General features: G+C 62.5%; 14 protein-coding genes. 5 read left to right on the top strand and 9 right to left on the bottom strand.

Annotated features, from left to right (window positions below):
- Positions 1-71: 71 nt before the first annotated feature.
- Together BGN91_RS04830 and BGN91_RS04825 are read right to left on the bottom strand one after the other, a co-directional pair.
- Positions 72-359: a hypothetical protein gene (locus BGN91_RS04830; protein WP_292611022.1), complete on the bottom strand. Its 288-nt coding sequence runs from the start codon at positions 357-359 to the stop codon at positions 72-74.
- Positions 360-396: 37 nt separating this feature from the next.
- Positions 397-651, bottom strand: a complete 255-nt coding sequence (locus BGN91_RS04825) for a hypothetical protein (RefSeq protein ID WP_292611020.1) — start codon at positions 649-651, stop codon at positions 397-399.
- A 363-nt stretch (positions 652-1,014) separates the two neighbouring features.
- Here BGN91_RS04825 and BGN91_RS04820 point away from each other — a divergent pair, with 363 nt between their 5' ends.
- From BGN91_RS04820 to BGN91_RS04805, 4 genes are all read left to right on the top strand, one after another.
- Positions 1,015-2,241 carry a GNAT family N-acetyltransferase gene (locus BGN91_RS04820; protein WP_292611018.1) on the top strand — a complete coding sequence of 409 codons (1,227 nt, stop codon included), beginning with the start codon at positions 1,015-1,017 and terminating at the stop codon, positions 2,239-2,241.
- On the top strand, positions 2,238-3,179 hold the full coding sequence (locus tag BGN91_RS04815; RefSeq protein ID WP_292611015.1) for a cupin-like domain-containing protein: 942 nt from the start codon (positions 2,238-2,240) through the stop codon (positions 3,177-3,179). Before BGN91_RS04820 ends, BGN91_RS04815 begins: the two co-directional genes overlap by 4 nt.
- A gap of 164 nt (positions 3,180-3,343) precedes the next feature.
- Positions 3,344-4,063: a site-2 protease family protein gene (locus BGN91_RS04810; RefSeq protein ID WP_292611013.1), complete on the top strand. Its 720-nt coding sequence runs from the start codon at positions 3,344-3,346 to the stop codon at positions 4,061-4,063.
- A gap of 23 nt (positions 4,064-4,086) precedes the next feature.
- Entirely contained in the window at positions 4,087-4,521 is a 435-nt protein-coding gene (locus tag BGN91_RS04805) for a hypothetical protein (RefSeq protein ID WP_292611011.1), read from the top strand.
- Positions 4,522-4,684: 163 nt separating this feature from the next.
- Here BGN91_RS04805 and BGN91_RS04800 read toward each other — a convergent pair whose 3' ends face one another.
- From BGN91_RS04800 to BGN91_RS04770, 7 genes are all read right to left on the bottom strand, one after another.
- On the bottom strand, positions 4,685-5,479 hold the full coding sequence (locus tag BGN91_RS04800; protein ID WP_292611009.1) for a TonB family protein: 795 nt from the start codon (positions 5,477-5,479) through the stop codon (positions 4,685-4,687).
- Between the two features lie 3 nt (positions 5,480-5,482).
- A complete protein-coding gene (gene exbD / locus BGN91_RS04795) occupies positions 5,483-5,971 on the bottom strand; it encodes a TonB system transport protein ExbD (RefSeq protein WP_292611007.1) in 489 nt (162 codons plus the stop codon).
- 3 nt (positions 5,972-5,974) lie between these two features.
- Complete coding sequence (exbB, locus tag BGN91_RS04790) at positions 5,975-6,919, bottom strand: tonB-system energizer ExbB (protein WP_292611005.1); 945 nt, start codon at positions 6,917-6,919, stop codon at positions 5,975-5,977.
- A gap of 39 nt (positions 6,920-6,958) precedes the next feature.
- Complete coding sequence (locus BGN91_RS04785) at positions 6,959-7,648, bottom strand: Fe2+-dependent dioxygenase (protein ID WP_292611002.1); 690 nt, start codon at positions 7,646-7,648, stop codon at positions 6,959-6,961.
- Between the two features lie 27 nt (positions 7,649-7,675).
- Complete coding sequence (locus BGN91_RS04780; RefSeq protein ID WP_292611000.1) at positions 7,676-10,243, bottom strand: TonB-dependent receptor; 2,568 nt, start codon at positions 10,241-10,243, stop codon at positions 7,676-7,678.
- A gap of 252 nt (positions 10,244-10,495) precedes the next feature.
- Positions 10,496-10,735, bottom strand: coding sequence for a hypothetical protein (locus BGN91_RS04775; protein WP_292610999.1), 240 nt, complete (start codon positions 10,733-10,735; stop codon positions 10,496-10,498).
- A 153-nt stretch (positions 10,736-10,888) separates the two neighbouring features.
- Entirely contained in the window at positions 10,889-11,365 is a 477-nt protein-coding gene (locus tag BGN91_RS04770) for a MarR family winged helix-turn-helix transcriptional regulator (protein WP_292610997.1), read from the bottom strand.
- 136 nt (positions 11,366-11,501) lie between these two features.
- Here BGN91_RS04770 and BGN91_RS04765 point away from each other — a divergent pair, with 136 nt between their 5' ends.
- Positions 11,502-12,662: an efflux RND transporter periplasmic adaptor subunit gene (locus BGN91_RS04765; RefSeq protein WP_292610995.1), complete on the top strand. Its 1,161-nt coding sequence runs from the start codon at positions 11,502-11,504 to the stop codon at positions 12,660-12,662.
- The last annotated feature ends 147 nt before the right edge of the window (positions 12,663-12,809 follow it).

Genomic DNA, 12,809 nt, shown 5'->3' with positions numbered 1-12,809 from the left:
AGCGGGCTCTATGATTTTGATTGGACGCGTTTTCTTCACGCGAACCGGTATCCACTTCGCTCGAAAACGCTCTAGTTCGCCGGGCCGCCCGTAGCCCCTAACCTCGACCTGGTCTTGTTTTTGGCGCTGGCTTTGGATTGGCCATCGTTTCGCACGCCGCTCCAGGGGTCGTTGGATCCTGCGGCGTCGGGAATCGTCCGCAGCGTATCCTTGTAGGCTCTTTCGATGGCCTGCTGTTTCTCGATTTCTTCCTGCGTCTTGCCGGGTTTGTCGGCGAGCATATTGATATGCGGCGACTGGGCAAAGGCTGGCCCCGACAGCAGTGCTGTCATCAGCATGGATGCGCGTAGAATCCTCATCGAAACTTCTCCCCTGCCGGTACCCGCGGACAGACCGCTACTTCGGCTTCTTTTCTGCGGATGAAACGCCGAGACTCCCCCAGGGGTCAAATTTCTCCTTGGAATCGGGAATCGTCTTGAGCGCCTCGTTGTAAGCCCTCTCGTCCACTTTCGGTTTCTTGGCCGGCTTCTGATCGCCGCTATCGCCGCGACGATGATGACCGCCGCCCATCTGGGCATCGGCCGGTGTCGCCGACACCATGGCCGCCGTCATCGCAACCCCGACCGTGAATGCAAATACAGCGCGTTTCATTGCCCCTCCCCCCTTCGATTGTGGTACGCCGGGCTGGTTGCGATATTAAGGCAACTGCGGATCGCAAGCCATTGAGCCAACCAAAAAAATGGGCGGCCTGCTCTCGACGCGTCGCCCGAGCAACGCCCCTCGCCTTCCGGACAGTCGCGTCGGGTGTCGGGACCCGCGCTCGTGTATCCGGCCCGCAATCGTCGCCGGCCCCTGGCTATAGTGAATGCGCGGTAAATGCCGATGCGAATATTAAGTGTCGGCGCCAAGATTATCTTCGAATGTTTCCCGTAGCCTCCGCCGAAAGCAAGGGAACGGTGCTCCGCAGCAGTGGCGCGCCGGCAACCTCGCAATCCGTGCATGGGGATTGGGGATATGGCCGATATTGTCAATTGGGCTCCGGTGCGCCGCTCGTCGATGCGAGGGTTCGCAGCGCACGCACCCCGGACCGCATCACGCTGTGACGCCGCAGCACTCGCATCGATCAACGTCGACCAATGGCGAGGTCTTGCCGACCGCGCGGTCGAGCCGAACGCCTACAATCTCGCCGACTGGGAGTTGCCGCTCGACGCAACGGCGCGCGACCGGACCAATGCGGCCGCATTGACGGCGTGCACCGACGCGCCATCCGCTGAATCCGGTGCTGGCGCTCTCATCGGCCTGGTTCCGGTGGTTTCCGCCTGGAGAGCCTATCGGATTCCGCTTCCCGTTCTGGTCAGCGCCGATCCCTATGGAACGCTGTGCACCCCGTTGCTTGATCGTGCCTTTGCAAATGAAGCCGCGGCCACGCTGCTGCGCCAGGCCCGCGCCATCGGCCAGCACGCGCTGATCCTGCGCAACGTCGCGCTCGACGGCGCCGCCATGAAAGCGCTCACAGCAGCGCTGGAACGCGACGGCCTCACGCCGCACATACTCCAGACACACGCGCGAGCCTGCCTCGACGCGACGCAAGACGCGGACGACCTGCTGCGCGACGCGCTCGGCGTCAAGAAGCTGAAAGAGCTGCGCCGGCAGCGTAACCGCCTCGCCGAGCAAGGCGACGTCTCGTTTCAGGTCGCGCATGCGCCTGGCGATGTCGTGCCGGCGCTCGAAACGTTCCTCGCGCTGGAAGCCAGCGGCTGGAAAGGGAAACGGGGCACCGCTTTGCTCCAGCACGATGGCGACGCGGCTTTCATCCGCCGCGCGAGCCCGGCGCTGGCCGAGCGCGGCCAGTGTGAAATCGTGACCCTGCGCGCTGGCACGACGCCGGTGGCCGCAGCCATCGTGTTGCGTCATCAGGACCGCGCATTCTATTTCAAGCTGGGCGTCGACGAACAATTCGCGAAGTTTTCACCCGGCGTGCAGTTGACGCTCGATCTCACGCGATACCTCTGCGCCGATCCGGCGATCGCGCTGGCGGATTCCACGGCGCATCCGGGTCATCCGATGATCGAGCCGATCTGGCGCGGCCGGCTTGCGATCGGCGATGTGCTGCTCCCGCTGCGCCGCCGCAGTCACGTCGTGCCACTCGCGAGCGCGGCGATCGCGCTGCGCGGACGGATGCGCTCATCCGCACGCCGCGTCCTTCATATCATTCGCAAGCGTCAGGAAAAAAACACATGAGCGTCTCCGAACCGGCGCCGGTCATCACCGCGGCCGACGATGCGCTTCGACGCGACTTCCCGCTCAAGCCGTTCGCGATCCGCCACGGGCTTGCCGGGCATCCGCTGCTGACGCTGCCGCGCATCGCGCAACTGGCTGCCGAGCTGCCGCGCGACCTGATCGAGTACAATTCCGGCAAGGTGGCGATCAGCCAGGACCCCGACGCGATTCCCGCGATCGACCTCGATCCGATCGAGGTGGTGAAGCGGATCGAGACCGCCGGCGCCTGGATGGTGCTGAAGCGCGTGGAGAACTCGCCGCAGTACCGCCGCCTGATCGAGGATGCGCTGCTTTCGGTCGCGCGCGCCCGCGGCTTCGACAGCCTGCGCGACGCCGGATTCGAACAGATCGAGGGCTTCCTTTTTGTCTCCTCGCCGAATTCGACCACGCCATTCCATCTCGACAGCGAAGACAACTTCTTCGTCCAGATCCACGGCGAAAAATTCTTCACGATCTACGACAACAGCGACCGCAGTCTGGTCTCCGAACGCGAGATCGAGCATTCGATGACGAAACATCGCAATCTGAAATTCGACCCAAGTTTCGCGCCGCGCGGCATCGAATTCCACATGTTCGGCGGCGACGGCTGCTTCGTGCCTTACCAGTGGCCGCATTGGGTGCGCACCGCCGGCTCGCATTCGATCTCGATGGCCATCACCTGGAAGACGCGCGAGGTCCGCCGCGTCAACGACCTGCACGTCTTTAATTCCATGCTTCGCCGCCTGGGCTGGCCGCAAAATCCGCCGGGGGTTCGACCTGCGTTCGATGCGGCCAAGCTGGCATTCTATCGCGCAGGCACGACGGCGGTCAGGCCGTTGCGTGGCTCGATGACAATGCGGCGAATCCTGCGCCGCATCGCCCTCGGCAAACGCGCCAACTACTATCTGAAAGACGCCTGACGGGTGGTTCCTGCAAACGTCGGCGCCAGCGGCGGGCGATAATGCCCCCCTTTTCCGAAATCGGGCTGACGAATGTGCGGGCGGACTTTCGCAATGCCGGGAACGGGCGCTCCGGCAGGCCGACCCGCGCCTAATCCTCTGTCATCGCCGCGGCGACCTATGGTATGGATCGTCTCCGTCGAACCGCACGAGGCCGCCGATTGTCGGGCATCTCACTCTATACGCTGTCGGTCTGGGTGCTGCCGCTCGTCATCGCGATCACCTTTCACGAAGCCGCGCACGGATTTGTCGCGCACCGGCTGGGTGACAACACCGCCTGGCAACTCGGCCGCGTCAGCTTCAATCCGCTGAAACATATCGATCCCTTCGGCACCGTGATGTTGCCGGGTATTCTGCTGCTGTCGCACGCGCCGTTCCTGTTCGGCTACGCAAAGCCGGTACCGGTGAATTTCCGCAACCTGAGCCATCCCCGCATCGACATGGTCTGGGTGGCGCTCGCCGGCCCCGTCACCAACATCCTGCTGGCGCTGGCCGCTGCATTGGCATTTCACGGTCTCGGCCTGGTCCCGGCCAACGGCGCCCAGTGGGTCGCCGACAATCTGCAGAACGCGTTGATCATCAACGTCATTCTCGCGGTCTTCAACATGCTGCCGATCCCGCCGCTGGACGGCGGACGGGTCGCGGTCGGCCTGCTGCCGAACGTTCTGGCAGCCCCGCTCGCCCGTCTGGAACCCTACGGGCTGCTGATCCTGATCGGGGTCCTCCTGCTGCTTCCGATGCTCGGCAGCCAGCTCGGACTCAATCTTGACGTGATCTCCACCATCGTGAGAACAGTCACCGGATATGTGATACAGCTTCTTCTGCTGGTCACCGGCAATACATAAGGCGTTGCAAGGGACGTAGTCAGTTGATCAAAGCACAGGACAAAATGATTGCAAGGCGCGCCGACACCAAGGCACGCGCCGACTTCGCAACCTGGAAGATGATGGCGAAACTGAACGGTTCGTCATCGCTGCCCGCCGAGGCCCTGGCATTCCTTTCGAGTTACAAGGGTTTTCTCGAAACGATGTCCGAGACGGAGGCGAGCGAGGCCACTATCGGTCTGATCTACAATGCCTACTACGCGGAGATGGGCGGCACCGGCACGCCGCCGGACATCAAGTCGGTGCCGAAAGACCCGATCGTGGAACTCGATAACGTTACCGCCTTCAAGCGGCCCGCACCGCAACAGACGCAGGGCAAAAATTCCGGAACGAGCCCGCGCCCGCGCCTGCCGGCCGCGCTGATCTTCGTCCTGCTCGCCGCAATCTATGTTGGCATCCGGTACTATTTTTTCCGATAGCGCATTTTCCGGCGAAGCGGATACCGGTTCGCCGCAAGAAAATGCGACAAAGCCCCTAACTTCTGGAGCATGATCCCGATTCAACTTGATCGGATCATGCTCGAGATGAGCGTGCAGCGCGGCAGCGTTTCGGCGGCCGGGATCCCGGCAGCGACCGACGGCGTCAGCCCTTGTTCTTCACCCGGAAGACCACCGGCAGGGTGAAGCTCAATCCCTCGTCCGCGATCAGCGGCGGCGGCGGCGGCACCGGATCGGACCGGTGCAACATGGCCAGCGCGGCCTGGTCGAAGACCGCATCGCCCGATCCCTTCACGATCGAGGCCGAGACGATATGGCCGAGACGGTCGAGCACGAAGTTCACGAGAATTTCGGCGCTCTTCTGCGTGCGCTCGGACGGATAGCGCTTGTGCTTGTCGAGGTGCGCGACCAGTTCCTTCTGCCATGTGGCGCGGATGCGACGGGCGCTCGCGCCGGTGCCTTGCTGCGGCGCGACCGAACGCTCCGACTCCGGCGCATGTTCGACGCTCGGCATCGCGGTCGCCTCCGCGGCCACCGATTCCTGCGAGGCCGACGTCTGCACCGCCGCCTTCTCCGGATCGTCATCCACCGGCTTCTTCGACTCGTTTTCGGTGACGACCCGATCCGGGTCCTCGGCCTCCGTCGGCGTGTCCTTGGGCAGATCGGTCTCCTTCACGACCGCCTTCTGCTCGGCAAGCGCGGGCGAAGCGACGGACGCGTCGGTGTCGGGTCCGGGCGGAAGGTCGGTCGCCTCGCGATGCGGCGAAGCCAGATCGAGCCCGATCTCGATCGCCGGCGCGCCGAGATCGTCTTCGGCCTCGTCGGCCTGCATGTGAGCCATCGCCAGCGCCACGCAACCGATATGGATCGCGAGCGCAGCGACCGCTGAGAAAACCCAGAGACGTCGGGACGGCGGAGACTCCGCGATGATCTCAGACATGGTTCAAGGCTTTGCGGTGGCGGCGGCCGCGGCCGCGGCCGCGGCCGGAACGGACTGGGCGTCCGGAACGCCCTCGAGAGCCACCAGCTTGATTTTCGTGAAGCCGCCGGCGCGCAGTATCTCCAGCACGTCCATCAGGTCGCCGTAAGGCACTGCACGGTCCGCGCGCAGGAAGATGAAACTGTCCTTGGTCATGTTCGGCGTGCCATCGAGCGTCCGGACCAGATCGACCCGCTTGACGAGCGTTTCGCCGATCGCAACCGCAAGATCGGCCTTGATGCTGACATAGGTCGGCTTGTCCGGTTTCTTCTGCGGCGTCGCGCTCGACGTCGGCAGGTTGACCGGAAGATCGACGGTCGACAGCGGCGCGGCCACCATGAAGATGATCAGGAGAACCAGGATGACGTCGATGAACGGCGTGACGTTGATTTCGTGCGCTTCGGCGTAATCCTCGTCGTCATCAAAGCCGCCTTCTGCAATCGATGCACCCATCGCCTACTCCGCCGCGCGTGAATGCGCTCCGCCGAGGGAGCCGCCGTGGGTCCGGTCCAGGTCGCGCGACAGCAGTCGTCCGGAAGATCCGGATGCGCGACTGACCAGCTCGATGTAGCCCCGCGTCACGCGCGCGAAGTAGTTGTAGATGATGACCGCCGGGATCGCCGCAACGAGGCCGAGCGCGGTCGCAAGCAGCGCTTCGGCGATGCCGGGGGCGACCACGGCGAGGTTGGTGGTCTGCGACTTGGAAATTCCGATGAAGCTGTTCATGATGCCCCAGACGGTGCCGAACAGGCCGACGAAAGGCGATGTCGCGCCGATGGTCGCAAGCAGCCCCATTCCGAGCCGGATACGCCGCGATTCCGCGCGAACGATTTCGGCGAAGCTCGACGCCGCCCGCTCCTTGATGCCGGCGTCGCTGGATATGCCGGCCGACAGCCGCGCCTCGCGCATCGCTGCCGCCAGCAACGACGCCAGCACGCTGTTCTTGTCGCCGAGCGCCATCTGCGCTTCCGCCAGCGAGCGCGACTCGCTGATTTGTGTCAGCGCCGCGCCGAGGTTGCGCCTCGCGAGCGACAGCTCGACTATTTTTGCAATGAAGATCGTCCAGGTCACCAGCGAGGCGAACGCAAGACCGATCATCACGAACTTGACCAGCACGTCGGCCGACAGAAACATCGACCATGGCGACAGTTCGTGAGGCGTCGTCTCCGCCTTCAAAGGGCTGATGGCAGTCGCACTCGAAGCTGGCGCGGAGGCGGGCCCGGGCGTCGCGCTCGAAGCAGACGCGGCGTCGGCGGCAGGTGGCAGCGATGTACTGGAGGGCGACGGTGCCGACGTCTCGACCGACGACTGAACCTGGGCTATGGGCGGCGGCGCAACGCTCTTATTCTGCTGCGCGACCGCGGGTGACACCAGCGACGCAAACGTGAGCGCGGCTGCCATCGGCAGAACTTTTAGAACCATTCTAAACATTACAGCTACTCATATCTCCGCCCAGTAGCGGATGAGATTGTGATAGATGCCCGTCAATTTGACCGTTTCAGGATCATCGCGCCCCAGACGTTCAACAAGATTTTGAATCGCCGTATCCAGGTCGAAGATCAAGCTGCGCGCGTGGTCATCCCGTACCATGCTCTGAAGCCAGAAAAAAGACGCCACGCGCGTACCGCGGGTCACCGGCGTCACCAGATGCAGGCTTGACGCGGGATAAAGCACCAGATCGCCTGCCGGCAGCTTGATTTCATGCGAACCGTAGTTGTCTTCGACCACCAATTCGCCGCCGTCGTAGTCCTCCGGCTCCGATAAAAACAACGTTACCGACAGGTCGGTGCGAATTCGCAAGCCCGTCAAACGGTCCCCACGCACGGCATTGTCGACGTGAACGCCGAAATGATGTCCGTCGGAGGCGACGTAGCGGTTGAACAAGGGTGGAAAAATCTGCAGCGGGATCGCCGCCGAGATGAACCGCGGATTGGCCGTCAGCGCCGAAATGATCCGGTTGCCGAGCGCTCGCGCAACCTCGCTGTCCGGCGGCAACTGCTCATTTTTCTTGACCAGCGCCGACTGCGCGCCCGCCGTGGAGCGGCCATCCTCCCATTCGGCGGCGTCCATGACGCGGCGGAAATCCGCCACGTCATCCTTTGTCAATACGCCGGGGACGCAGATCAGCATGTGTCCGCATCCCCGAACGTGGATCGATCAGTAACGGGCCGACAGCGTCAGATAGGCGACGCGACCCGGCGCGACGAACACAAACGGCGTGGCGCTCTGATACAAGGCGTCATAGATGAGCTGGTTGGTGATGTTGTTGACGGCGAGCTTCGCCTGCCAGTTCTTGTTGATCTTGGCTTCGACGAACGCGTCGAAGCGCCAGTAGCTCGGCAGCGAGGTGCCCTGGTTGGCCGCAAGCAACGTACCGCCATAGATCTTTGAGCGATAGGTCGCCTGTCCGCCGATTTCCCAGACATCGGTGAGCTGGTACTTCGTCAGCACGTTGAACGACTGATGCGCGATGTTGGCAAGCGGCAGGCCGACATTGCTCGCATAAAGCAGCGGCTGCGCCGAAGGAGCCAGCGACTTCGTCACTTCCGACTGCATCAGCACGATGCCGCCGAACACGCTCCATTTGTCGGTGATCTTGCCGGCGGCTTCGATGTCGATGCCGCGTATGCGATAGGCCGCGCCCGCCGTGATGCAGGACACCGTACCGGTGCTGCCTGCCGGATAGGGACACGTTGGCGTCGCCGCTCCCGCATTTGCTATGTTCTGCGACTCACGCGCGTTGTCCTTCCAGGTCTCGAACAGCGACGCCTGCACCAGAAGATGACGATCGAACAATTCCCACTTGGTGCCAACTTCGGCGGCGCGGTTTTTCTCGGGCCCGAAGATCTGGTTCGAGTTTCCGTTCAGAATGGGAGCAAGTCCGCCATACGTCGCGCTGGTGCCGTCGAACTCGGCGCCGACGGGATTGGACGAGGTCGCATAGGCGGCATAGAGGCTGACATAGGGCAGCGGCTTCACCACCGCGCCGAAATTGTAGTTGGTCAACCCGGAGTCGAGCGACTGGGTGCCGAACGTGTTCGCAACGCCGTTCACGGTGCCGTAACCGCTGGTGCCGATGTGGTAGTCGTCGTAGCGGATGCCGCCGTTGAGGATGATGAAGTCGTTATAGTTGGCGGTATCGAGCAGATAGACGCTCTTGGTGTCGATATTGATCTTGGTCGGCAGCCCAATAAGTGACGGCTCGGTGCCGAACGGCAGATTGGTGTATTGCGGGTTGAAAATGTTGACGCCCGACAGCGAGCCGGAGCCGGTGAAACCGCCGGGCAACTGCTCTGAACTCAGGCCCGCATACTTGTCGATGCTCGATCGCTCGGCTGAGACTTCCACGCCCGCGACCGCGGTATGGCGCCACAGTCCGGTGCCGAACTTGTAGGCCGCCTCGGTCTGGTTGGCGAAGACGTTGGTCGGCTGAAAGCGGCTCTGCGGATTGGCGCTGAGCGTCCAGTTAGCAGGGTTCGGATCGGTCACCACCGGGCGTTCCGGCAGCGTCCCGATATAGTCCAGGATCGAATGCTGCACGCGCGTCTTGTTGGTGACGACAAGATCAGGGGTGATGTGCGCTTCCAGGTTCAGCGTGCCGATGTCCTGCCTGTAGGACTGGAAGTCGCGATTGAGGAAGCCGTACCAGGTGTTGCGGTTGAGGCCGAATTGCGGGAACGGTCCGCCTGCGGTCGAAGTATAGGGCGACGTACCGGGCCGATAATACGGCACGCCGAAATCGGGAAGGCCATGCAGATCGGTGTGGATGTAGTTGGCCTGCACCTTGATCGCATCGATCGGCTTCCAGGTCACGGCCAGGAAACCGCCGCCGCGATCGTCGGTGATGTAGTTTCGGCCCGCGATATTGGCATCCTGGAACAGACCGCCGGCGCGAACCGCCAATGTCGGGCTGATGACCTGATTGACGTCGAGCACCACCCGCTTGGTCTGGTCGGTGCCGAACATCGTATCCATGTTGTAGAAATTGCCCGCGGTCGTGGCCTGCTTGGTCACGATGTTGATGGCGCCGCCGGTGGTGCCGCGACCGGCGAAGGACGAGCCCGGCCCGCGCAGGATTTCCACCTGCTCGGTGAAGAAGTTCTCGCGGACGCTGACGCCGGGATCGCGAACGCCGTCGATGAACACGTCGTTGCGGGCATCGAAGCCGCGAATGAAGAAACGATCGCCGAAGGCGTTGCCGCCCTCGCCCGTGCCGAGCGTGACGCCGGCGGTGGTGCGCGCCACCTCCTTGAGCAAGGTGGCGCTCTTGTCCGCGAGCACGTCCTTGCTGAGAACCGTGACCGTCTTCGGCGTGTTCAGCAACGGCTCCGGAAATTTGCCGGATGCCTGCAGGTGATCGACCTTGTAGGGCGCGGCCGCGTCCGCATAGGGATTGCGATCCGCCGCGAGATTGCCGGCGTTGGGAAACGGCACCGGCGCGACCTGCGCCGGCTGGGTGCGGCGCGCCGCACGGCGCAATGCGGTGCGCGCCCGGACGTGATCCGCCGTTGGCTTCGGCGCAGCACGATGCGGACGGGCGACCGGGGCATCGACCGTGACCGCCGGGAGGTTGGCTTGCTGTGCTTCGGCAGAAGAGAAAGAGGCAACCGCGATGAGTCCTGCAACGGCGGACACCTTGCCGACGGAATTGACTTCCAGCGACCTGTCGATCGACCCGGCCGCTGCGACTGTCCGCAACGACCTCGGCACCCTTGCATTACTCATAAAACGTTCCCCCAACAGTAACTAGGTCACTGCGCGCGTTCAACGCTGCGCTGATTTACCACATGGGGAGCACTATCGATCAGGACTTTGAGGGTCAACGCGTTTTGGCGAAACTGTAACGCGAACTTCTTTGAATATGTCTAAATCATAGCGATTCTAAATTGGAAGACCGATCCGGCATGGGAGTCTGCACTCAATCCCCTTGACTGCGCTGTATTTGAAACAATTCTAATTGCCGAAGCCTGACAATGATCAACTCGCGCTCGGCGGCTTCATCAACGACAGCATTTCGTCGACGGTCTTTTGCGCAACGCTTCTTATGCGATCGGTGTCGTCCGTCCCCGCAATGTTGACCTGCCGCACCACGGCTTTGATCTCGTCGCGGAAATCAGTCAGGAAACGAAGCGGATCCGGAGAGTTGTTGGCCACGCGCGCAATCAAACCTGTAATCATGATCTGGCACGCCATCATCCGGCCGTTCAGCTCGTCCATCGTCGGCTCCTTGTTTCGTTCGTGCAGCCCGGCTTCGCGCCGGGTTTGCAATGGGCTGATATGGGAGAAGCGATGTTCGGTGACAACTGACAACTTGATCGTCAACGCCGTCGCGTGAGGCGCAACGTTTCGGCGCATGTCCGTGCGCAGCCGTTATTTGCTCGCGGCATCGCCCGGCTTTTCAGAGCCCTTGTCGTCGGAGACACTCTTAATACGGTGCTTGATAGCCCGAAGGGCCTCGAGACTCGTTTCGACAGTCTCCTCTGGAATTCCCCGCAAGACATCGGCGGCGATGGAGTCGCGAAGGCTGTCCAGATCGTCGACGAGCCGGCGCCCTGCCCCGGTCAGAAACAAACGGTTGGCGCGGCGGTCCCGAGGATCGGGCCGGCGCTCCAGGAGGCCGTGATCGACCAGCCGGTCGAGCAGCCGCACCAGCGAAATCGGCTGCAATTCCAGGACTTCGGCCAGATCGACTTGCGACAGACCTTCCTTTTGACGGAGCTGAAACAGCACGATCCACTGGGCCCGCGTGGTCCCGCAGCCTTTGGCGCGCAGGTCGATATAATTGCGCAGCAGGCGCGAGCTTTCGATCAATTGCGAGACGAACTGGCGTTTGCGATCGAGAGACATCGGCAGCGCACTGGCCCTAAAGGTTTCCGATTGTTTAGAATTATCAAAGGATGGTGTGTTTACACATTATAAGCATGCATCTATCTACGGCTAATCGGACGATTTTTGAAGTCCGGATTTTTCAGCGCGAGCCCCCATGTCACGGTCGCGAATCCTCGGTTGGACCTCCCTCGTCGCGGTGATCGCCCTGGCGGGCGGTTACGCGCTGTGGCAGCACGGCGCGGGAAAGCATAATGGCGCCGATCACACCCGCGACGCAACCGCGCGCGCGATTCCGGTCAAGATCGCGACCGTTCGGAAAAGCGATTTCCCGGTCTATCTGACCGGCCTCGGAACCGTTCAGGGGTTCAATACCGTCGTGGTCCGCACACGGGTCGACGGCCAGATCGACCGGATCGCCTTCAAGGAAGGCCAACTGGTCCAGAAGGGCGATCTGCTCGCCCATATCGATCCGCGGCCGTTCCAGGCAGCACTCGATCAGGCCAAGGCCAAGAAGGCGCAGGATGAAGCCAATCGCGCCAATGCCAATCTCGACTTGCAGCGCTATACCAAGCTCGGCGAGTTCGCGACCCGGCAACAGACCGATACCCAGCGTTCCACCGTGCAGCAGCTCACCGCGCAGATCGCGGCGGACGACGCCGCGATCGCCAACGCGCAAACCCAGCTCGATTACACCAACATCCGCGCGCCGATCGCAGGCGTCACCGGCTTCCGGCAGGTGGACCAGGGCAACATCGTCAACGCCTCGACGCAGACCGGCATCGTCACCATCGCGCAGATCGAGCCGATTGCCGTGGTTTTCACCGCGCCGGAAGAGCAGCTTCCGCAGATCAAGGATGCCCTCGCCGCCGGATCGCCGAAGACAATCGCCTACTCCGCCGACGGCAAGCGGGTTCTTTCCGAAGGTACGCTGATGCTGATCAACAACCAGGTCGACACCACCAGCGGAACCATTCGCCTCAAGGCGGTTTTCGAGAACAAGGATCACGTCTTGTGGCCGGGGCAGTCGGTCTCGACCCGCCTGCTTGTGTCCACGGTGAAAGACGCCGTCGTGGTCCCCGACGACGCCGTCAAGCACGGAACCGACGGGCTTTATGCCTACGCCGTCAATCAGGACAACAAGGCCGAGTTTCGCAAGATCAAGGTCGGCCAGTCGATCGACGGCGAAACCGTCGTCGAGAACGGCCTCTCACCCGGAGAACGTGTTATAGTTGCTGGACAATATCGGGTTGAGCCGGGATCGGCCGTGACCACGACAGTTGCGGACTCCGAGCCGTCTGACGGCAAAGCCCATTAGTCCGGAAGCTCGCATCGAGGTTGTTGCGGGACATGCGAACTTCGGGATCAGGACGCTAGAATGAACGGCAGCATTTCCGCACCGTTTATCAGATATCCCATCGCAACCTCGTTGCTGATGGCGGGCATTCTGTTTGTCGGACTGGTG

This window comes from Nitrobacter sp. 62-13, from assembly GCF_001896955.1.
GTDB lineage: Bacteria > Pseudomonadota > Alphaproteobacteria > Rhizobiales > Xanthobacteraceae > Nitrobacter.
This window is presented reverse-complemented; position numbering and strand designations above follow the sequence as displayed.